The organism is Pseudomonas sp. MF6755 (assembly GCF_016405635.1).
Lineage (GTDB): Bacteria > Pseudomonadota > Gammaproteobacteria > Pseudomonadales > Pseudomonadaceae > Aquipseudomonas > Aquipseudomonas haemolytica.
The window spans coordinates 45,697-65,000 of the sequence record NZ_JAEKDA010000024.1 but is presented as its reverse complement, the minus strand read 5'-3'; the positions used below and the strand labels follow the sequence as shown (position 1 = coordinate 65,000).

At 59.7% G+C, this 19,304-nt stretch carries 21 protein-coding genes and 1 pseudogene; 10 read left to right on the top strand and 12 right to left on the bottom strand.

Features of this window, described 5'->3' with window-relative positions; genetic code table 11:
- Positions 1-126 precede the first annotated feature (126 nt).
- Positions 127-789: a class I SAM-dependent methyltransferase gene (locus tag JFT66_RS26470; protein ID WP_198860465.1), complete on the top strand. Its 663-nt coding sequence runs from the start codon at positions 127-129 to the stop codon at positions 787-789.
- Between the two features lie 89 nt (positions 790-878).
- Positions 879-2,039, top strand: coding sequence for an MFS transporter (locus tag JFT66_RS26465; RefSeq protein WP_198860443.1), 1,161 nt, complete (start codon positions 879-881; stop codon positions 2,037-2,039).
- A 256-nt stretch (positions 2,040-2,295) separates the two neighbouring features.
- Here JFT66_RS26465 and JFT66_RS26460 read toward each other — a convergent pair.
- Both JFT66_RS26460 and JFT66_RS26455 read right to left on the bottom strand, forming a co-directional pair.
- Positions 2,296-3,141: pseudogene (locus JFT66_RS26460) on the bottom strand (YifB family Mg chelatase-like AAA ATPase); the annotation flags it as partial.
- Positions 3,142-3,355: 214 nt separating this feature from the next.
- Positions 3,356-3,619, bottom strand: a complete 264-nt coding sequence (locus JFT66_RS26455) for an accessory factor UbiK family protein (RefSeq protein WP_034116390.1) — start codon at positions 3,617-3,619, stop codon at positions 3,356-3,358.
- 421 nt (positions 3,620-4,040) lie between these two features.
- Here JFT66_RS26455 and glnK point away from each other — a divergent pair, with 421 nt between their 5' ends.
- The 4 genes from glnK (at position 4,041) to sutA (ending at position 6,815) form a co-directional block, all read left to right on the top strand.
- Positions 4,041-4,379 (top strand): P-II family nitrogen regulator, encoded by a 339-nt coding sequence (glnK, locus tag JFT66_RS26450; RefSeq protein WP_002555808.1) that lies wholly within the window; start codon positions 4,041-4,043, stop codon positions 4,377-4,379.
- A gap of 34 nt (positions 4,380-4,413) precedes the next feature.
- Entirely contained in the window at positions 4,414-5,751 is a 1,338-nt protein-coding gene (locus tag JFT66_RS26445; protein ID WP_034116389.1) for an ammonium transporter, read from the top strand.
- A 209-nt stretch (positions 5,752-5,960) separates the two neighbouring features.
- Positions 5,961-6,386: a secondary thiamine-phosphate synthase enzyme YjbQ gene (locus JFT66_RS26440; RefSeq protein ID WP_034116388.1), complete on the top strand. Its 426-nt coding sequence runs from the start codon at positions 5,961-5,963 to the stop codon at positions 6,384-6,386.
- Positions 6,387-6,488: 102 nt separating this feature from the next.
- A complete protein-coding gene (gene sutA, locus JFT66_RS26435; RefSeq protein ID WP_015886504.1) occupies positions 6,489-6,815 on the top strand; it encodes a transcriptional regulator SutA in 327 nt (108 codons plus the stop codon).
- A 192-nt stretch (positions 6,816-7,007) separates the two neighbouring features.
- Here sutA and JFT66_RS26430 read toward each other — a convergent pair whose 3' ends face one another.
- From JFT66_RS26430 to lptM, 6 genes are read right to left on the bottom strand one after another with little or no spacing between them, the layout of a single operon-like run.
- Positions 7,008-7,703: an HAD family hydrolase gene (locus tag JFT66_RS26430; protein WP_034116387.1), complete on the bottom strand. Its 696-nt coding sequence runs from the start codon at positions 7,701-7,703 to the stop codon at positions 7,008-7,010.
- A complete protein-coding gene (gene xerC, locus JFT66_RS26425; RefSeq protein WP_034116386.1) occupies positions 7,700-8,599 on the bottom strand; it encodes a tyrosine recombinase XerC in 900 nt (299 codons plus the stop codon). The genes JFT66_RS26430 and xerC overlap by 4 nt, the downstream gene beginning before the upstream one ends.
- A gap of 2 nt (positions 8,600-8,601) precedes the next feature.
- Positions 8,602-9,318: a DUF484 family protein gene (locus JFT66_RS26420; protein ID WP_153837374.1), complete on the bottom strand. Its 717-nt coding sequence runs from the start codon at positions 9,316-9,318 to the stop codon at positions 8,602-8,604.
- A gap of 13 nt (positions 9,319-9,331) precedes the next feature.
- Complete coding sequence (gene dapF / locus JFT66_RS26415) at positions 9,332-10,162, bottom strand: diaminopimelate epimerase (protein WP_153837375.1); 831 nt, start codon at positions 10,160-10,162, stop codon at positions 9,332-9,334.
- 3 nt (positions 10,163-10,165) lie between these two features.
- Complete coding sequence (gene lysA, locus JFT66_RS26410) at positions 10,166-11,413, bottom strand: diaminopimelate decarboxylase (RefSeq protein ID WP_034116383.1); 1,248 nt, start codon at positions 11,411-11,413, stop codon at positions 10,166-10,168.
- 9 nt (positions 11,414-11,422) lie between these two features.
- The gene (gene lptM, locus JFT66_RS26405) at positions 11,423-11,590 is read right to left on the bottom strand and encodes an LPS translocon maturation chaperone LptM (RefSeq protein ID WP_003195417.1); all 168 of its coding nucleotides are present in this window, start codon (positions 11,588-11,590) and stop codon (positions 11,423-11,425) included.
- Positions 11,591-11,828: 238 nt separating this feature from the next.
- On the opposite strand from lptM, the gene cyaY reads away from it, so the two are divergent.
- The 3 genes from cyaY to rnk all read left to right on the top strand — a co-directional run bounded on the left by cyaY (position 11,829) and on the right by rnk (position 12,924).
- Positions 11,829-12,161, top strand: a complete 333-nt coding sequence (gene cyaY, locus JFT66_RS26400) for an iron donor protein CyaY (protein WP_034116382.1) — start codon at positions 11,829-11,831, stop codon at positions 12,159-12,161.
- Positions 12,162-12,163: 2 nt separating this feature from the next.
- Positions 12,164-12,382, top strand: coding sequence for a DUF1289 domain-containing protein (locus JFT66_RS26395; protein ID WP_034116381.1), 219 nt, complete (start codon positions 12,164-12,166; stop codon positions 12,380-12,382).
- A 131-nt stretch (positions 12,383-12,513) separates the two neighbouring features.
- Complete coding sequence (gene rnk / locus JFT66_RS26390) at positions 12,514-12,924, top strand: nucleoside diphosphate kinase regulator (protein WP_034116380.1); 411 nt, start codon at positions 12,514-12,516, stop codon at positions 12,922-12,924.
- Here rnk and JFT66_RS26385 read toward each other — a convergent pair.
- The 3 genes from JFT66_RS26385 to JFT66_RS26375 all read right to left on the bottom strand — a co-directional run bounded on the left by JFT66_RS26385 (position 12,921) and on the right by JFT66_RS26375 (position 16,564).
- Positions 12,921-15,761, bottom strand: coding sequence for a class I adenylate cyclase (locus tag JFT66_RS26385; RefSeq protein ID WP_198860441.1), 2,841 nt, complete (start codon positions 15,759-15,761; stop codon positions 12,921-12,923). The two genes, rnk and JFT66_RS26385, sit on opposite strands and share 4 nt — an antisense overlap.
- Positions 15,762-15,929: 168 nt before the next feature.
- Positions 15,930-16,184, bottom strand: coding sequence for a TIGR02647 family protein (locus JFT66_RS26380; protein ID WP_034116378.1), 255 nt, complete (start codon positions 16,182-16,184; stop codon positions 15,930-15,932).
- Between the two features lie 95 nt (positions 16,185-16,279).
- Entirely contained in the window at positions 16,280-16,564 is a 285-nt protein-coding gene (locus JFT66_RS26375) for a hypothetical protein (RefSeq protein ID WP_034116377.1), read from the bottom strand.
- A 126-nt stretch (positions 16,565-16,690) separates the two neighbouring features.
- On the opposite strand from JFT66_RS26375, the gene JFT66_RS26370 reads away from it, so the two are divergent.
- Positions 16,691-17,350: a glutathione S-transferase family protein gene (locus JFT66_RS26370; RefSeq protein WP_034116376.1), complete on the top strand. Its 660-nt coding sequence runs from the start codon at positions 16,691-16,693 to the stop codon at positions 17,348-17,350.
- 110 nt (positions 17,351-17,460) lie between these two features.
- Here JFT66_RS26370 and argH read toward each other — a convergent pair whose 3' ends face one another.
- Positions 17,461-18,855, bottom strand: coding sequence for an argininosuccinate lyase (gene argH, locus JFT66_RS26365; RefSeq protein WP_024078056.1), 1,395 nt, complete (start codon positions 18,853-18,855; stop codon positions 17,461-17,463).
- Between the last annotated feature and the right edge of the window lie 449 nt (positions 18,856-19,304).

The following is a 19,304-nucleotide window of genomic DNA, read 5'->3' as shown; positions in this document are numbered from 1 at the left end:
GCAATTTGGATCAATCATCAAAGCCAGCAATGGCTGGGGGTAGATGTGAGTCAGGACCTTAACTCAAACATCAGTTTGCATCGGGAGTCCGCTTTCTATGAGCAGGATTCCGGTGCGACAACAATCATGACCTTGGCCAACTTTCCGGATGACGTATTGCCGTTGTTGCAAATGGAAAGCCTGATGACGTTTGAAGCGATGGCGTACTTTCGCTGTGACGTGCTAGTGGAGCTAGGATGCTACGACGGACGCGCGCTAGAGATTGCCAGGTTGCTCAATGCGCGGTACCTCGGTGTTGATCTCAACCAGCGGGCGATTCAGCTCCTACAGGATCGTATTGAACGCGAGGGTATGGCAGATCGAGCAGGCACCCTTGTTGGCGATGTGCTAAACCACATTGACTGTGGCCATGCACCGCTAGGGGCGAAGGAGCTGTACCTGTTGCCTTTCAATTTGCTGGGTAACTTTCGTGATCCAGCCCGTCTATTGAAGTCTTTAGCGGCCCGCAACGTCGCCGCAGTGATTTGTGTATTTGGAGACAGTCTCGAGGCGAGCAGCGTCAGACAGCGTTATTACCTCAAGTGCGGGGTGGAGAGGCTAGAGCGCCATTCGCAGGCTGACGGCATGATTTTCACCGGTGTCGATGGTTTTTACTCAAGGTCCTATTCAAAGGCAGCACTGCACTCGCTATTGACGGAATGTGGCCTGACAATTATTCGCACTAGCTCAAACTTGTTTGCCCACTGCGCCACGGTTTTACCCAAAGGAGCGGGTTGCAATCCGCATTGAAGGGCTTTGCAAATCGCACTGATTTGCTGCGAGACCGATGGCGTGAAATCACACGGATTGATGACCAAATTGTTCGAGGTTGAAATATTATGCCCCTGATAATCTATGTACTAGGCGCTGCAATCTTCGCCCTCACCACCAGCGAGTACATGGTGGCCGGTTTAATGCCCGAGTTATCGAGCGACTTCGGTGTTTCATACGCTGCCGTGGGGTATTTGGTGACAATCTATGCTGGCGCCATGGCCTTTGGGGGGCCGTTGCTGACCGTCGCGCTGCTCGCTGTTCCTCGCAAGAAAGCCCTGCTGGGTTTGATTGGTCTATTTGTGGTTGGGCAGATTATCGGCGCGCTGGCGCCGGGCTACGAAATCATGGTGGTCGCACGGCTCGTCACGGCAATTGCGTCTGCGGCATTTTTTGGTGTCGCCCTGACAGCGTGTTCGGAACTGGTGGAAAGCCATTTATTTGGGCGTGCCTCGTCAATGGTACTGGGTGGCCTGATGGTGGGGACCGTCCTCGGATTACCGGCGGCAACGCTGGTTGGCGACTGGTTCGGTTGGCGTATCAGCTTCCTGGCGGTGGCTGTTGTGGCCATGCTAGTCGGGCTGCTGGTGATAAAACTAATGCCGCCGCTTCCGGCGCCTCCCCGCGTTTCGTCATTACGTTCAGAGCTGGCTGTGTTCAGAAACGGCAAACTGTGGGAAGTCTATGCCACCAGCCTATTGCTGATCGGTGCAACCTTTGCGGGCTTCACCTATTTTGTGCCGATCTTGACAGAAGTTAGCGGTTTTTCGGCGGCAATCGTTCCCGCTCTGCTGGTGGTCTACGGTCTTGCAACGCTGGTAGGCAACAATATCGTTGGCAGGTTGGCCGACCGTCATACTATCAGTGTCATCGCGTACGGATTGGTGGCAGCAATTGCTGCAATGGTGATCTTTGCTTTGTTCGGCCAAATCAAAGCCGTCGCGATCGTGGCACTGGTGGTAATCGGCCTGACCGGTGTTTCGATGAACCCAGCCCTAATTACCCGCGGGGCACGTGTTGGACATAACAACATGCTGGTCAACTCCGTACATACGGCATGCATCATGCTCGGCGTTATGGCGGGCTCGTGGATCGGCGGCTGGGGTATTGCAGCTGGCTTGGGGCTACAGGGGGCGCTTTGGGTTGGCGCTGGCCTAGGTGTACTGGCATTAATCTCGCTGTTGCCAGAGCTAAGGACACGTGCCTCTCAATCAACGTTTGCGCGATAGAGGCCACCTTCGCTAGCGCCACCGAAAACGCCTCATGGCCGTTCGTACATCGGGCGTTTGCCGTACACAACTCCAAACTGCCTGTTCTTTGTCCGTGAAGAGCAGGTATGTGCCCGTTAGAACGCGATTTTCTGGGTTGTCTGACCAGCTATTGAAATGCCTGTTTAGTCAAAGTTCTGAGAAATCAGTCGTTATGACTTTCGTGCTGTCAGTTGCATCTATTTCCGATTAGTTGCATCTATTTCCAAATGTCACAGCCGCCGCCCACCAGCGCCGGCCCGGATGCCGAATGGTGTGGCTGACGAAACGGGCGATTAGGCCAATGGCTCAGCGGAGCCAGGCTGACCACCGATTGGATCGCGGCGACTTCCAGGGCTTCCTGCTCGCTCAGCGGTGGCAGTAAGCCCGGTAGCCGACTGGCAAGCAAGGTCTTGCCGGTGCCCGGTGGCCCGCTGAACAACAGGTTATGTGCGCCTGCCGCCGCGATCAGTAGAGCGCGCTTGGCTGCCAATTGGCCCTGCACTTCACTCAGGTCCGGGTAAGGTTTGTTTAAATACAGCAAGCCATCGGACTTGTACGGTTCAATCGGCACATGCCCGTTCAGGTGGGCCACTACCTGCAGCAAATGATCCACCGCAATCACTTTCAACCCCGACGCCAGGCAGGCTTCCTCGGCATTTTCGCGTGGCACTATCACGGTGCGCCCGGCCTTGCGGGCTGCCAGCGCTGCCGGCAACACACCTTTCACCGCCCGTACCTCGCCGGACAGGGCCAACTCTCCCAAACATTCCACGTCATCGAGCATCAACGCCGGCACCTGCACGCTGGCCGCGAGGATCCCCAGGGCAATCGCCAAATCAAAACGCCCGCCGTCTTTGGGCAAGTCGGCAGGCGCAAGGTTAAGGGTGATGCGGCGGGCTGGGTATTGCAGCGCTGAGTTCAGGATGGCGCTGCGCACGCGGTCCTTGCTTTCCTTCACTGCCGTTTCCGGCAGGCCCACCAGCGTCAACGATGGCAAACCATTGGCCATATGGACCTCGACGGTGACGGCAGGGGCTTCGACGCCGACCTGGGCGCGGCTGTGGACGATGGCGAGGGACATGCTCGTTCCTTGAAAGAGAGGCCGCTTCCTGCGGGTTTTTCAAGGGTAGACGAGGTGGGGAAGAGCGAGGCGGGGGAGGTTTTACAGAACGTATCCGGAGTCGTTCGCAGCGCTTTATGTGGGAGCTGGCTTGCCTGCGATGCAGACGCCTCGGTGTATCAGAAAGACTGAGGCGATACTATCGCAGGCAAGCCAGCTCCCACACTGACCGCGTTTATTCAGCGGCGGGTGGCGTCAACTTGGCTTCCAACTCCGCCACCTTCGCCTCCAGGCTCTCCAACCGCGCACGCGTGCGGGCCAGCACCACCATTTGGCTATCAAACTCTTCCCGGCTCACCAGGTCGAGCTTGCTGAAGCCGCTTTGCAGCAATGCCTTGAACTGGCTTTCGATTTCGTTGCGGGGCAGCGGGGTGTCGCCGCTGAACAGGCGAGAGGCGTGGCCGCTCAGGGCGTCGAGGAGGTCTTTGGGCGCGAGCATGGGAAATATTCCGGAAAACTGTTGGCGGGCAGTGTACCACGCAGCGTCTATAGTCCTTTCACGGCCGCAGGCGCACGCTTTTCGCGCATAGTGACGGGCGGCCGCGCACTGTTTTGATGCGCATTGAGGCCACGCAAACGCCCCGTGGGTGGGTAAAAGTAGGCAAAGGATTGATTTCAGTGATTTTTACGGAGCTGGCAAGGTTTCTGCTTAGACGATCATGACCCATGCACTGATGCAGTCGCTGTGACGAATGCAGTGCGCTGACGGATCAGGGATACAGGTTTCGTCACCAGTGGTTCGCTGGCGTCGCAACGGCAAATGCCGAGGCGACGATGCGTTACAAAGCCAGGCACTGCGCTTAGACTTGAGACGGGTTTGTTTTCCTGGGGCAAGTCCACCAATTCGGGAGAGAGTTTTCATGAAGCTAGTCACTGCCATCATCAAGCCGTTCAAGTTGGACGATGTACGCGAGTCACTGTCCGAGATCGGCGTGCAGGGCATTACCGTCACTGAGGTCAAGGGCTTCGGTCGGCAGAAGGGTCATACCGAGCTGTATCGCGGCGCGGAATACGTGGTCGATTTCCTGCCGAAGGTGAAGATTGATGTCGCCATTGACGACAAGGATCTTGACCGGGTTATCGAGGCGATAACCAAGGCGGCCAACACCGGCAAGATCGGTGACGGCAAGATCTTCGTGGTCAATCTGGAACAGGCTATTCGAATCCGTACCGGCGAAACCGATACCGACGCAATCTAAGCCGCCAAACCCCAACGCCCCAGGAGAAAACAATATGACTCTGCGTAAATTCGCAGGGCTCGGAGCCCTGCTGTCCATCGTAATGCCAAGCCTGGCCATGGCGGCAGATGAAGTGGCTGCTCCAGTCCTCAACTCCGGCGACACCGCCTGGATGCTGACCGCCACCGCACTGGTGCTGTTCATGACCATCCCAGGCCTGGCGCTGTTCTACGGCGGCATGGTCCGCTCCAAGAATATTCTGTCGGTGATGATGCAGTGCTTCGCCATCACTGGCCTGATCAGCATCCTGTGGGTCGTCTACGGCTACAGCATCGCGTTCGATACCACCGGTATGGAACAGGGTGTGGTCAACTTCAACTCCTTCGTCGGCGGCATGGGCAAGGCGTTCCTGGCGGGTGTCACCCCGGCCAGCATCACCGGGCCTGCGGCGCTGTTTCCGGAAGCTGTGTTCATCACCTTCCAGATGACGTTCGCCATCATCACTCCAGCGCTGATTGTCGGTGCTTTCGCCGAGCGTATGAAGTTCTCCGCCATGCTGATCTTCATGGCTATCTGGTTCACCCTGGTCTACGCGCCGATCGCACACATGGTCTGGAGCGGCAACGGTGGCCTGATGTGGGACTGGGGCGTGCTGGACTTCGCCGGCGGCACCGTCGTGCATATCAACGCGGGTGTGGCTGGCCTGGTGGCGTGTATCGTGCTCGGCAAGCGCAAAGGCTTCCCGACCACCCCAATGGCACCGCACAACCTGGGTTACACCCTGGTGGGCGCGGCCATGCTGTGGATCGGCTGGTTCGGCTTCAACGCTGGTTCCGCAGCAGCGGCCAACGGCACTGCAGGCATGGCGATGCTGGTCACTCAAATCGCCACCGCAGCTGCGGCACTGGGCTGGATGTTTGCCGAGTGGATCACCCACGGCAAGCCAAGCGCACTGGGCATTGCCTCGGGTGTGGTGGCCGGCCTGGTCGCCGTGACGCCTGCCGCGGGTACCGTGGGCCCGATGGGCGCCCTGGTGATTGGCCTGGTCGCCGGTGTGGTGTGCTTCTTCTGCGCCACCACCCTCAAGCGCAAGCTGGGCTACGATGACTCCCTGGACGCTTTCGGCGTGCACGGTATCGGCGGTATCGTCGGTGCGATCCTTACCGGTGTGTTCGCAGCCCCGGCACTGGGTGGCTTCGGCACCGTGACCGACATTGCTGCCCAAGTCTGGATCCAGTGCAAAGGCGTCGGCTTCACCGTGATCTACACGGCGATCGTGACCTTTGTCATCCTCAAGGTGCTGGACATGGTCATGGGCTTGCGCGTCACTGAAGAGGAAGAGGCGGTTGGCCTCGATCTGGCGCAACACAACGAGCGCGGCTACAACTTGTAAGTACGCGAAAAAAACATGCCCGGATTGCCGGGCATTTTTTTGCCTGGAGTTTGTCTTTGGCTAAAGGTGTATGGGTTTTTTGTCGACTTTGTGATGGGTTCCACACGGCATTTTCAAGGGTGCAAATGTCTTACAGCTAGGAAGGCGTATTCGGCACTTTGTTTTTTCCCAGAGCGCGCTAGAATGCGCGCCGACGGGCGGAGAACTGTATGTGGCAACAGACCCTGATTACCCTGCGGGCCAAGCCCCGGGGCTTTCACCTGGTGACGGACGAGTTGCTTGCCGGCTTGCCTGAATTAAAGGCGTGCCGTGTGGGCCTGTTGCATCTGTGGCTGCAGCACACCTCGGCCTCGTTGACTGTCAACGAGAATGCCGACCCGGCGGTTCGCCGTGACTTCGAGCGTTTTTTCAACTCGCTGGTGCCGCAAGGGCGTGCAGGGTTCGAACACAACGACGAAGGTCCGGATGATCTGCCGGCGCACTTCAAGGCCAGCCTGCTGGGCTGCCAGCTGAGTTTGCCGGTCAAGGCCGGCCGCTTGGCAATAGGGACTTGGCAAGGTGTTTATCTGGGCGAGCACCGTGATCATGGCGGTGCTCGTAAAGTCCTCGCCACCTTGCACGGTGAAGAGGCATAAGCCACTGGTTATCCAGTGGATGTTGATTTTTTTCCAGCACCCTCGACAGAGGGCGAAGCTGGGCTATAACTAATCTGCTTTTCGCAAGTCATGAGGTAGAACATGAGCGACGATGATCTGGAAAACGACGAACTCGAAGTAGGTGACGAAGACGACACCGAAGAAGGTCTTGAAGCGGCAGCGGAAGATGTTGCGGATGACGATGGTGGCGATGATGCGCCTGTTCCTGCTGCCAAAGGCAAAGCCAAGGCTGCCGTTTCGGTAGATGAACTGCCGAGCGTTGAAGCCAAGAACAAAGAGCGCGATGCCCTGGCCCGAGCGATGGAGGAATTCCTCGCCAAAGGCGGCAAAGTGCAGGAAGTCGAGGCTAACGTGGTGGCTGATCCACCGAAGAAGCCGGATAACAAGTACGGCAGCCGACCTATCTGAGGTCTGCCTCCTGCTTGCTGAAAAAGCCCGCCGTCGCTGCGGGCTTTTTCATGCCCGATGATTTCATTGGGCCCTGTGGTGATTCAAATGTGGGAGGGGGCTTGCTCCCGATTGCAGTCGTTCAGCCGGTACATTGGCGACTGACAGACCGCTATCGGGAGCATGCCCCCTCCCACATTTTGATCCTTGGTGCTACTGCCAGTTGCGGAGCAATTCCGGTAGCTGCGTCAGGCTGCGAATCTGCGCATCGGGGAATTTATCCCCTTCCCACACCTTGCCCGCCGGGTTAAACCACACCGCCCGCAACCCGGCCTGCTGGGCTCCGGCGATATCATCCCCAGGATGATCACCCACATGCACCGCCGCACTGGCGTCGACCCCGCCACGCTGCAACGCTTCCTGAAATAATCGTGCATCCGGTTTGGCGATGCCGATATCTTCAGCGCGCAAGGCAAAGTGAAAGTAGTCCGCCAGGCCAACGCGCTGCACATCGGCATTGCCATTGGTGATCACCCCCAGCAAAAAGTGCTGGCGCAAGGCTTGAAGCATCGGCTCAGCTTCAGGGAAGACGGTGAGCTGGTGGCGGGCATGGATGAACGCTTCAAAGCACACATCTGCCATTTCCGTGGCTTGCGGCTGTGGATAACCCGCCTCTTCAAACGCGTGCATCAGCACTCGGTGGCGCAATAGGCTGATGCGGTACTTAAGCTCGGGATGGCGTTCCAGCACCTGCTGGCGTAGACGGGCGAAATGCTCCAGGGGCAGGTCGCCTACTTTGGAGGCGTGGGTCGCCAGCCATTCTCGCATCGACGCTTCGGCGCTGATGATGACGGGTACGTTGTCCCAGAGGGTATCGTCCAGGTCGAAGGTGATCAGCTTGATACTCATGAGTCGCCGCCCTTGATGCGTTTGGCCCGTGGATGGGCGCTGTCGTACACCGTTGCCAGGTGCTGAAAATCGAGGTGGGTGTAGATCTGCGTGGTCTTGATATCGGCGTGGCCGAGCAGTTCCTGCACGGCGCGCAGGTCCTGTGACGATTCCAGCAGATGGCTGGCGAAGGAATGGCGCAGCATATGCGGGTGCAGATTCTGTCCCAGCTCCCGCTCGCCGGCAGCCTTGACCCGCAGCTGGATTGCCCGTGGCCCCAGGCGCCGGCCCTGCTGGCTGACAAACACCGCATCGTCCGCCGGGTTGGTCAAAAGGCGCAGCGGCAGCCACAGTTGCAAGGCTTCCCGGGCTTTTCTGCCCACCGGCAGCACGCGGGTCTTGCTGCCTTTGCCGAGGACCTGCACCAGGCCATCGGCGAGGTCCAATTGATCGAGGTTCAGGCCAGTCAGCTCCGACAGGCGCAGGCCCGAGGAATAAAACAGTTCGAGGATGGCTTGGTCGCGGTGGGCCAGGAAGTCATCCTCTACAGCACCGTCGAGCAGTTGCAGGGCGCGGTCAGTGTCCAGTGTCTTGGGCAGGCGCCGTTCGCCTTTGGGCGGGGACAGGCCGTTGGCCGGGTCGTGATCGCATACGCCTTCGCGGTTGAGATAGTGGTAGAGGCCGCGCACCGCCGACAGCAGGCGAGACAGGCTGCGCGAGGACTGGCCTTGCTGGTGCAGCCGTGCGATCAGGCTGCGCAGGGCCTGTATGTCCAGGGCCTGCCAACTGCTGACGTGCTGTTTTTCGCAAAAGGCCAGGACCTTGTTCAAGTCCCGTCGGTAGGCTTCAAGGGTGTGGGGCGACACCTGGCGCTCGTTGCGCAGGTGAGCGCAGTAAGCGTCCAGTTGCCGTTCCATGGTCAGCGCACCGCGCGCAGGGTGCTGGTGTGGCGCGGCAGGACGCGGCCCAGCACTTCGGCGATGTAGGTCAGGAACAAGGTGCCCACCGAGCTCTTGTAGTGCGCCGGGTCGCGGCTGGCGATGGCCAGTACGCCGTGCAAGCCTTGATGGCTGAGGGCAATGACCGCCGTAGAGCCGATCTGCTTGCGCTGTTCGACGCCGAACAGGAAGTCCAGCTCATGCTCGCGCAAGGTGCCGCTGACGGTCTTGCCTTCGCAAAGCAGGCCGCCGATGGCCGTCTGCGCTTCGCCCCCGCTGACCCAGCGACCCACTGGCATCGGGTTCTCGCTGAACAGGATCAGGCTGACGAAGGGCACCTGGAAATCCTCGCGCAGGCTGTCTTCCACGGCGATCACCGTTTCCTCCAGGCTGGCGGCATCCATCAGGGTGAGGATCAGGCGGCGGGTCTTGTCGAACAGGCGGTCGTTATCGCGGGCCACGTCCATCAGATGGGAGAGGCGGTGACGCATTTCAATATTGCGCTCGCGCAGGATCTTCATCTGCCGCTCCACCAACGACACGGTATCGCCGCGCTGATGGGGAATACGCAGGGCCGGCAGCAGTTCTTCGTGCTCGACGAAGAAGTCCGGATTAGCCTCAAGGTACGCCGCGACAGCAGCGGCCTCCAGGCTTTCACTCGGGGTCGCTTGTGCGGGTACTTGAGGCTTATCGGTCATTAGCTTGGCTCACTCATAGACGGACCTGTCCTTCGTATACGCGCGAGGCCGGCCCGGTCATCATCACCGGGTGGCCAGGGCCTGCCCATTCGATGGACAAGCGTCCGCCGGGCAGGTCGATCAACAGCGGCGAATCCATCCACCCCTGGCTGATCGCGGCAACGGCAGCGGCGCAAGCGCCGGTACCGCAAGCCTGGGTTTCGCCGGCGCCGCGTTCCCATACGCGCAATTGCGCGCGGGTACGGTCGATCACCTGCAGGAAGCCCACATTGACCCGTGCCGGAAAGCGCGGGTGATGCTCGATCTTCGGCCCCAGTTCGTGCACCGGGGCGTTATTGATGTCGTTGACCCGCAGCACCGCATGGGGGTTGCCCATGGACACAGCCGCGATATCCACGGTGTTGCCATCCACATCCAGCGGGTAACTGAGAGCCTGCTCGGTGGCCTGGAACGGAATATCCGCCGGCACCAGGCGTGGCGCGCCCATGTTGACGCTGATCTGGCCGTCACTGCGGATATCCAGTTCGATCACGCCGCCTTTGGTCTCGACGCGAATCTGGCGCTTGGCGGTCAGGCGCTTGTCGAGCACAAAGCGCGCAAAGCAGCGCGCACCGTTGCCGCACTGTTCCACTTCGGAACCGTCGGAGTTGAAGATCCGGTAGCGGAAATCCACTTCCGGGTTGCTCGGCGCCTCGACCAGCAGCAACTGGTCGAAACCGATACCGGTGTGACGATCGCCCCACTGTTTGGCGTGCTTGGGCAGGATGTGCGCGTGCTGGCTGACCAGGTCGAGAACCATGAAATCATTGCCCAGCCCGTGCATCTTGGTAAAACGCAGCAGCATGGCTTACTCCGGCAGCAGGCTTTCGCCAGCATACAACTCGGCTACCGTCTCGCGGCGACGCACTTCAAATGCTTGATCACCGTCCACCAGCACCTCGGCGGTACGCCCGCGGGTGTTGTAGTTGGAACTCATGACAAACCCGTAGGCACCCGCCGAATGCACGGCCAGCAGATCACCTTCTTCCAGGGCCAACTGACGCTCCTTGGCCAGGAAGTCGCCGGTCTCGCAGATCGGGCCGACGATGTCATAGGCGCGGGCTTCGCTGTTGCGAGGCGTCACGGCGGTGACATTCATCCAGGCCTGGTACAGCGCCGGGCGGATCAGGTCGTTCATCGCCGCATCGACGATGGCGAAATCCTTATGTTCGGTGTGCTTCAGGTACTCGACCTGGGTCAGCAGCACGCCAGCGTTGGCGACGATATAGCGGCCCGGCTCGAACATCAGCGTCAGGTCGCGACCTTCGATACGTTCACGTACGGCCTGGATATAGTCGGCGATGGCAGGTGGCTCCTCGTCGCGATAACGCACGCCCACACCGCCGCCCAGGTCGATGTGGTGCAGGTAGATACCGCACTCGCCCAGGCGGTCGATCAGCGCCAGCAGGCGGTCGAGGGCATCCAGGAACGGTGGCAGGGTGGTCAGTTGCGAGCCGATGTGGCAGTCGACACCCAGCACTTCCAGGTTCGGCAGTTGGGCGGCGCGGATGTACACGTCTTCGGCGTCGGCGATGGCGATGCCGAACTTGTTCTCTTTGAGACCTGTGGAAATGTACGGGTGGGTGCCAGCATCGACATCCGGGTTGACGCGCAGGGAGATCGGCGCACGAACGCCCATCTCGGCCGCCACGACTTGCAGGCGCTCCAGCTCGTCGGTGGACTCGACGTTGAAGCAGTGCACGCCGACTTCCAGGGCGCGGCGCATGTCTTCGCGGCTCTTGCCGACGCCGGAGAACACGATCTTGTCAGCCTGGCCGCCAGCGGCCAGCACACGTTCCAGCTCGCCACGGGACACGATGTCGAAACCGGCGCCCATACGCGCCAGGACATTCAGTACACCCAGGTTGGAGTTGGCCTTGACCGCATAGCACACAAGGTGCGGCACGCCCTCCAGAGCGTCAGTGAACGAGCGGTATTGGGCTTCGATATGCGCACGGGAGTACACATAGGTCGGAGTGCCAAAGCGTTGGGCAATCGCGGACAACGCCACGCCTTCCGCGAACAGCTCGCCGTCCCGGTAGTTAAAAGCGTCCATAAGTTTCCCTTAGTAGGTGTCGTGCTTATGCGCTTTTGACGGCTTTTGCGACGATTGCGCCTGTTCATTCGGATCTTTGCTGTCATCCGGCAGGTACAACGGGCCTTTTTGGCCACAGGCACTAACGAGGCAAGCGACCGCGACGAGCGCAGCAAGGGAAGAGATCAGGCGCTTCATGGCGAAATCCTTGAATATGCATTAATTGCGCCCGAGTATACCGACCACCTGCCAGCTTGCCTATGCGCCGGGATTCCCGTCCGGCGGGGGTTTGGCGAGATGGTCGGGAAGCGGGCTACGCTGTTTGAGGATATTTCGTACTGCCATCTGTAATGAAATCGGTATCCTTTGCAATCGGCGAAGCTCGTCCGTATCGTGCGGCGCTTGAGCAAAACCAGACATTTTTGAGGTTGCCACAATGAGTTTGACCGAAGCCCGTTTTCACGACCTGGTGGATTCGACCCAGCAGGCGCTGGAAGATATTTTCGACGACAGCGGCCTGGATGTGGATCTGGAGAACTCGGCCGGTGTGCTGACCGTTAAGTTCGAGAACGGCACTCAGTTGATCTTCAGTCGCCAGGAACCGTTGCGCCAACTGTGGCTCGCAGCGCGCACCGGCGGTTTTCACTTCGATTACGATGAAGAGGAAAACCGTTGGGCGCACGACACCACTGAGGAGTTGCTGAGCGAAATGCTTGCTCGTCTCACGAAGGAACAGTCCGGCGCTGACCTGGACTTCGACGAGATCTGATCGTGACCGAGCCTGCACCCGTACGCCCGCCCAAGCCGCTGTTCAGCAATGTCAGCCCGGCGGTCCCGTCACCTTGTATCAGTTTGTGTCGCCTGGACGAGCAGAAAGTCTGCCTCGGCTGCTTCCGCCACGTGGAAGACATCCGTGAATGGCGCTCCGCCGACGATGCGCGGCGCCGGGTGATCTGTGCCCAGGCAGAGCAGCGCAAGGCACACGCCTGACGCCATCTTGTTTATTTGTGTCGCTGTGGTAGTGTCCGGGTACACCTCAACTCATCGAGGTCCGTGAGAACCCCGCCTTTTCCTGGCGGGGTTTTGCTTTTTCGTGCAGAAAAAAGGAGTCTGCCTGAATCATGACCGCACCTTCCATCATTCTTACCCGTCTCGACGTGCAGCGTCTTGAGCAACTGATCGACCGTGTGGGCGAAGACTCGCCGGGCGTCGAAGCCCTTCAACACGAACTCGACCGCGCCGAAGAAGTGGTTGGCCACGATGAAGTGCCTGCAACTGTCGTGACCATGAACTCCAGCGTGCATTGCCGTGAACAAGGCAGTGGCAAGGACTATCACCTGACCCTGGTCTACCCCAAGGACGCGAATGCCGACGAAGGCAAGATCTCGATCCTGGCGCCGGTGGGCAGTGCTTTGCTGGGCCTGCAAGTGGGCCAGCACATCGACTGGCCAGCGCCCGGCGGCAAGACCCTCAAGCTGGAGTTGCTCAGCGTTGAAGGCCAGCCCAAAGATGGCGGTCCCTTCTCTCTCTAAATCTGGCTTAGCGCTTCATTGAGCGCCAGCTCCAGCTCGGCCTTGTAGCGCAGGTACAGATTGCTTGGGCTTTGCACATCACCGAGCAGGCCTGACAAATCCAGGTCAGTGATATAGCAACGGTAACGCTCGGTTTCCCGGCGTTGCCCGACGATCTCTCGTGCGACCACGGCAAACAGTTGGTCGCCAAATTCCAGCTCGGAAAACTCCCGCTGATTGCAGTACAGGGTGATCCCCACTTGGCCCGGAGCCGCCTTGCCGATAATCGCCTGCACGTCATAAAACGGCTTGTTGGTCGGGTTCTGCGGGGCCGGCCTTGGTTCGACGCCGCGCGCGCGGGTGCTGCCCGATGGCAACAGTTGGTAGTACAAGGTCTGCACTTCACCCAGCGGCTGCTGGGCGTCCAGGGACGATAGCGCTTCCCGGCGATAGAGCACCGATTGCAGGAAGCGCTGCAGCGGGGCCAGCAGGCTTTGTTCATCATGAAACGGCAAGCGTTGTTGCCAGAGGGCGTTGAATTCGTCGAGCACGTACAGCTCGGCGAAACCTTCATTGGCCCGGTAGAACACCTGCACGCAGTCGGCCTGGCCCATGGGCAGCAGCAGCGCCAGGTCGTGGTCTTCCAGAGCCATGGCGTCCAGGTGCCACGGGCTGTAACTGGCGAGTTCTTCGCTGAGGTAGGCAATCAGCGCGTCCTGGGTTGGCAGTGACACATGAGTGGCTTGGCCCGGTCTCAGCTCCATGACGTGATAGTGCTGCTGCACCTGGAGCAGGTAGCGATGATTGCCTTGGCTGAGCAGCAGGTTCTGCGCGGTATCGAATACTTCCTCCACACGCTGGGCAATGAACTGCGCACGGTTGTGACAGAAGCAGCGCACTCGCAGGCGTGGCAAATGGTCTGGCGGCAACTGATTGAGGTAGTCGCGCAGGCAGTCGAGCAGGGCATGGGGGCCGTCGTAGCGGCTGACCATCACTTCGTTCCAGCTATTTAGGGTGACTTGGTCAAGGGTCAGTACCAAGTTGTCGCGTACACCGGCATAGCTCAGTGAGTCGGTGCGTTCGGTGGTCATTAAAATATTCAGGTCGCGGTGATGCTTGAGCGGGTCCACGCCAACGTTGATCAGCAACAACACTTCTTCCGGCACCGCCGGACGCAACAGGCGAGCTTCATCGGCGCTGGCCAAGGGCAGGGCGATGGTCTGTTGCAGACTGCCCAGCAGATTGAACAGCTCGAACTCCGTCATGTCGCTGGCGCCGGGGTGCAGCGCCAGGCGCGTGCTGCTGTCGATCACACCATTGCGGTGGCACCAGGTGAGCATTTCCAGCAGGTCGCGGCTGCGTTTGATCGGCGCGAAGTGCTCCGATTCCAGGGCGGTAAGGTTGCCGTTATACAAGCCCCAGTGGTGCTGACCCGGCTCCTTGCGGATGGGCGACTGCACCAGGGTCAAGGTGTCTTCGGCCAGATCCGGGGCGATGCCGGGGTTGATGAACTCGACCTTGCCGGCCTTACGCTCGAACGCTGCGTACAAGCGCCGGCCCAGCACATTGAGGTCGCGCTTGTTGATCAGGCTGGCGCTCTGTTCGCTACGGGCGAATTGGGTAAGGAAGCGATAGCTGTGGTTCAACTCATTGACCAGGGCGCGGCGTTCGGAAGCGACCTGGCGCACTTTCCACTGGCTGCGGCTGTCCAGCAGGGCCAGTTGGCGTTGGTCCCAACCCCATTCATGGGCCAGGCGCTCCATTAACAGCCGTTGCCAACTGGCGGTGCGCTGACCGGCGCTGAGCTTACGGTTGACCTTCAGGTACAGGCTGCGCCGTACCAGTTCCAGGCGCTCCGGCTCGTTGCGGACCTTGAGGTATTCCTCGATACGGCGGTAGACCACGATGTAAGGGTCCAGCTCATCCAGATCCACGTGGTTGGCGAATACTGCTCGTTTGAAGCGCAGGCTCAGGCAGTGCACGTTCGGATGTTCGCTGGCATAGACTTCGGTCAACAGCAGCTTTAGCACCGATTTGTACGGAGACTCGATGCCCTTGAACAGTTGCCACAGCCCGGCGCCAATAAATTCGCCTGGGGGGATATGGGCCAGGTGACCGAGATCGAGGGTTTCATCGGCGCGGATAAAGCGCTTGGAAATCAGGGTGTGGGTAAATTCGGCGTAGCGGTGTTCTTCATAGACCGGCACCAGCCACCAAATGGGCGTGCGCCCGGCCAACCAAATCGCGGTGCGGTAGAACTCGTCCAGCAACAGGTAGTGCTGAGTGGTGCCGCAATCGTCGGAGCTCAGTTGTGTATCACGGTCACCCAGCACAAAGCGCGTCGGCTCGATCAGGAAGAAATGCGCCTCGGCGCCCATGCCCAGGGCCCAGGCTTCCAGCAGTTGGCACTTCTTGCGCAGCTCGGCCAGTTCGTTGTCATTCAGGTCGGGTGCGTGGCACACCCACACGTCCATATCGCTTTGATCGGCCTGGGCCAGTGTACCGAGGCTGCCCATCAGGAACAGGCCGTGGATCGGACAAGGCGGGTTGCCATGGCGCGGCTTATAAGAGAACGAGCGGGTCAGGCGCTGGGCTTCCGCCAGGGCCTGGGCGTCAGGTTCGAAATTCGACAGCCCGGCCGGCGTGCTGCTGGAGACATAGCCTGGCAGCAGCGGGTGATTGACGTGGAAAAACAGCGGCAACAAGGTCAGCACGCTTTGCTGGCGCGGGGTCAGCCCCTCGACGGCTCGGGCCATGCGACCTTGATTGAGGGCCATGAAGCGCGCACGCAACTGGGTCAGCACCTTACGGTCGATGCCTTCGTCCAGGTCGGGGCGGATTTCATGGGTGCGGGTCATGTCGAACTCGGTGGCTCGCAGGGCCCGACGTGGGCGGCCGTGTAGGAGTTTACAGACAGTAGCGCAGGAGTTTTAGAGGGAAATGGTTTTTGGCGTCAGAATTTTGTGCACCACACAACAACGCCCGCGGAATCCGCAGGGGGCGGATTCCATGGGCGGTATCAGGTGTCAGGCGGCTTCTTTGGTCGTGGCGGTAGTCAGAATAGTCAGCAGGCTTTGTGCGTGCTCGGCAGCATCCCGGCCAAGGCTGGTCAGATAACCGCCATCTGGCTGGTCGATCAGGTCTTTGTCATACAGGCGCCGGGCAGCGGCGATGGCAGTGGGAGCTGCGGTCTGGTGGACTTTCAGACCTTCCTGGGAGCTGCCCAGGTTGAAGAGTGCAAGGATTTCCAGTTCGGCAACCAACTCAGGGGTATACGACATAAGGACTCCAGACTTTCTAAAATTTATTAGAGGCTAGCAGGCCATAAGGTGAACGCACTTTGCCGAACTGTCCAGCGTGTTGCTGCGTGCCAGGGTTATTGCTTTTCCGGCGGCAGTTCAGGGAGTGCCCGCAGTGCAGTTTCATACCATTCGGTATTGAAGGCGCGGTCTTCTTCCAGCAAGGCATCGATCTCGACGGCCAGAACATGGGCCATCAATTGCAGGATCTCTTCACGCTCGTAACCTACCAAGGTCAATTTGTTAAAGGTGGCCTTGGCGGCAGGCGGGTTATCGCTTTCGATCTGGTTCTCGATGGCCTCGATCAATGTGGTCTCGGCAAATTCTTCTTCGTCGTTATCAATATCGGTCGGCTCGCTCATGGCAGGCTCCTCAAGGAAAGGGCGCCAGTCTACCCCCATTCAGGCGAGCGATGCTTCTGGTCAGGCCGGCCTTGAGGATCTATAACTCTTGCAGCCAACCCCACACCCGGCCTGGAGGCATTTGCAATGCTCAAGCTCTACGGATTTTCGGTCAGCAACTACTACAACATGGTCAAGCTGGCGCTGATGGAAAAAGGACTGCCTTTCGAAGAGGTGCCTTTTTATGCCGGGCAAACCCCCGAAGCCCTGGCCGTCAGCCCCAGGGGCAAAGTACCGGTGCTGGGCGTCAAGCAAGGTTTTATCAATGAAACCAGCGTGATTCTGGAGTACATCGAGCAAACCCAGGAAGGCCCAGCGCTGCTCCCGGCTGAGCCGTTTCAGCGTGCTCAGGTGCTGGCGCTGTGTCGCGAAATCGAGCTGTACATCGAATTGCCCGCCCGTGCGTGTTTCGCCGAGGCCTTTTTTGGCATGCCGGTACCGGAGGCGATCAAGGAGAAAACCAAGGCCGAGTTGCTGCTTGGGGTGGGAAGTTTAGGTCGGCACGGCAAGTTCGCGCCTTTTGTGGCGGGGGAGAGCTTCACCCTTGCGGATCTGTATTTCATGTACAGCGTGAACCTCGCCTGTGCCGTGGGCGAGAAGCTGTTCGGCCTGGACCTGTTGGCTGAGTTTCCGGCGGCGAAGGCGTTGCTGGAGCGATTGCATGGGTTGCCCAATGCCCAGAAGGTCGCGGCGGATCGGGAGGCGGCGATGCCGGCATTCATGGCGATGATTGCGGCGAGGAAATAGAGGGTTGGCGACTGTGGTGACGCCTTCGCGAGCAAGCCCGCTCCCACATTTGACCGAGTTCCAGCTTTGGAATGCAGTCGAATGTGGGAGCGGGCTTGCTCGCGAAGCTCTTAGCGGCTGGCGAGCAATGCCTGGCCGCGCACCACGGCTGCCTTCACCTGCGCCGGCGCAGTGCCGCCCACATGGTTGCGGGCATTCACCGAGCCTTCCAGGGTCAGAACGGCAAACACATCCTGCTCGATCTGGTCGCTGAACTGGCGCAGCTCTTCCAGGCTCATTTCCGCCAGGTCCTTGCCGGTGTCTACGCCGTATTTCACTGCGTGGCCGACAATTTCGTGGCAATCACGGAACGGCAGGCCACGGCGCACCAGGTAGTCTGCCAGGTCAGTCGCGGTGGAAAACCCGCGCAGGGCCGCTTCACGCATGATCGCGTGCTTGGGCTTGATCGCCGGGATCATGTCGGCAAAGGCACGCAGCGAGTCGCGCAGGGTGTCGGCGGCGTCGAACAGCGGTTCCTTGTCTTCCTGGTTGTCCTTGTTGTAGGCCAATGGTTGGCCTTTCATCAGGGTCAACAGGCCCATCAGCGCGCCAAATACGCGGCCGCTCTTGCCACGCACCAACTCGGGCACGTCGGGGTTTTTCTTTTGCGGCATGATCGAGCTGCCGGTGCAGAAGCGGTCTGGCAGGTCGATGAACTGGAATTGCGCGCTGGTCCATAGCACCAGCTCTTCCGAGAAGCGCGACAGGTGCATCATCGCAATGCTGGCGGCGGCGCAGAATTCGATGGCGAAGTCACGGTCCGACACACCGTCCAGGGAGTTGCCACCCACGGCGTCAAAACCCAGCAGTTGCGCGGTGTACTCGCGGTCGATCGGGTAGGTGGTACCGGCCAGCGCGGCGCTGCCCAACGGCATGCGGTTAGCGCGCTTGCGGCAATCCACCAGCCGCTCGTAGTCACGGCTGAGCATCTCGAACCAGGCCAACAGGTGGTGGCCGAAAGTCACCGGCTGTGCGGTCTGCAGATGGGTGAAGCCGGGCATGATGGTGTCCGATTCACGTTCGGCCTGCTCCAGCAAACCTTTTTGCAGGCGGGTGATTTCGGCCAGAATCAGGTCTATCTCATCGCGCAGCCACAGGCGGATATCGGTGGCTACCTGGTCGTTCCGGCTACGGCCAGTGTGCAGTTTCTTACCGGTAACGCCGATGCGATCGGTGAGGCGTGCCTCGATATTCATGTGCACGTCTTCCAGGTCGACGCGCCAGTCGAATGTACCGGCCTCGATCTCACCGCGGATGGTGGTCAGGCCGTCGATGATGCTGTCACGCTCGGCGTCGGTCAGCACGCCGACCTTGGCCAGCATCGTGGCGTGGGCGATAGAGCCCATGATGTCGTGGCGGTAGAGGCGCTGGTCGAAAGTTACGGAGGCGGTGAAGCGCGCGACGAAAGCGTCGACGGGTTCACTGAAGCGGCCGCCCCAGGACTGGTTGGTCTTGTCGGTGCTCATGGATTCGCTCGTGATCTGCTTGAAAGAGGCATGGAGGTGTGCCGGCGATAATAACAGGGTTGCCTGTGGAGGCGGTGCTGCGGGTGGTCGGCAATTTTATTTGTGCAGAGGGTGGCTAAGTGCCTTGCCGCCGACCGCATCCGGGACGAGACTGGAGGCAGGTACTTATTGAAACGATATTTGACGATTGAGCAATGTCGTCTCGGTGAGCGTCTACAGTTGGACTGATAGTGTGTGAATGCACCAAAGTCGGGTGATGCGGTCATAACCAGACTATCCATTAAACAGGGGGGTATTCGGATTGTGTATCAGTGAACCCTACGACGATGCCCGAAGGCAGCAGGTGTTGGGCGCTATTGAACAGGTCCGGGTAAATTTGGGTGCCACTCTCAGGGCACTTTTTGCCGCTCGCGCTAGTCTTAGCGTGGATCGCTGTGACGCAAGTCACC

Excerpts from the sequence above, each read along its gene's own strand:
- JFT66_RS26430 (WP_034116387.1), bottom strand. The coding sequence starts at position 7,703 with ATGAGTATCAAGCTGATCACCTTCGACCTGGACGATACCCTCTGGGAC.
- JFT66_RS26420 (WP_153837374.1), bottom strand. The coding sequence starts at position 9,318 with ATGACCGATAAGCCTCAAGTACCCGCACAAGCGACCCCGAGTGAAAGC.
- dapF (WP_153837375.1), bottom strand. The coding sequence starts at position 10,162 with ATGCTGCTGCGTTTTACCAAGATGCACGGGCTGGGCAATGATTTCATG.
- rnk (WP_034116380.1), top strand. The coding sequence starts at position 12,514 with ATGACCGCACCTTCCATCATTCTTACCCGTCTCGACGTGCAGCGTCTT.
- JFT66_RS26445 (WP_034116389.1), top strand. The coding sequence starts at position 4,414 with ATGACTCTGCGTAAATTCGCAGGGCTCGGAGCCCTGCTGTCCATCGTA.
- xerC (WP_034116386.1), bottom strand. The coding sequence starts at position 8,599 with ATGGAACGGCAACTGGACGCTTACTGCGCTCACCTGCGCAACGAGCGC.
- JFT66_RS26370 (WP_034116376.1), top strand. The coding sequence starts at position 16,691 with ATGCTCAAGCTCTACGGATTTTCGGTCAGCAACTACTACAACATGGTC.
- JFT66_RS26440 (WP_034116388.1), top strand. The coding sequence starts at position 5,961 with ATGTGGCAACAGACCCTGATTACCCTGCGGGCCAAGCCCCGGGGCTTT.
- JFT66_RS26465 (WP_198860443.1), top strand. The coding sequence starts at position 879 with ATGCCCCTGATAATCTATGTACTAGGCGCTGCAATCTTCGCCCTCACC.
- sutA (WP_015886504.1), top strand. The coding sequence starts at position 6,489 with ATGAGCGACGATGATCTGGAAAACGACGAACTCGAAGTAGGTGACGAA.
- JFT66_RS26385 (WP_198860441.1), bottom strand. The coding sequence starts at position 15,761 with ATGACCCGCACCCATGAAATCCGCCCCGACCTGGACGAAGGCATCGAC.
- argH (WP_024078056.1), bottom strand. The coding sequence starts at position 18,855 with ATGAGCACCGACAAGACCAACCAGTCCTGGGGCGGCCGCTTCAGTGAA.
- glnK (WP_002555808.1), top strand. The coding sequence starts at position 4,041 with ATGAAGCTAGTCACTGCCATCATCAAGCCGTTCAAGTTGGACGATGTA.
- lptM (WP_003195417.1), bottom strand. The coding sequence starts at position 11,590 with ATGAAGCGCCTGATCTCTTCCCTTGCTGCGCTCGTCGCGGTCGCTTGC.
- cyaY (WP_034116382.1), top strand. The coding sequence starts at position 11,829 with ATGAGTTTGACCGAAGCCCGTTTTCACGACCTGGTGGATTCGACCCAG.
- JFT66_RS26375 (WP_034116377.1), bottom strand. The coding sequence starts at position 16,564 with ATGAGCGAGCCGACCGATATTGATAACGACGAAGAAGAATTTGCCGAG.
- JFT66_RS26470 (WP_198860465.1), top strand. The coding sequence starts at position 127 with ATGACCTTGGCCAACTTTCCGGATGACGTATTGCCGTTGTTGCAAATG.
- JFT66_RS26380 (WP_034116378.1), bottom strand. The coding sequence starts at position 16,184 with ATGTCGTATACCCCTGAGTTGGTTGCCGAACTGGAAATCCTTGCACTC.
- lysA (WP_034116383.1), bottom strand. The coding sequence starts at position 11,413 with ATGGACGCTTTTAACTACCGGGACGGCGAGCTGTTCGCGGAAGGCGTG.
- JFT66_RS26455 (WP_034116390.1), bottom strand. The coding sequence starts at position 3,619 with ATGCTCGCGCCCAAAGACCTCCTCGACGCCCTGAGCGGCCACGCCTCT.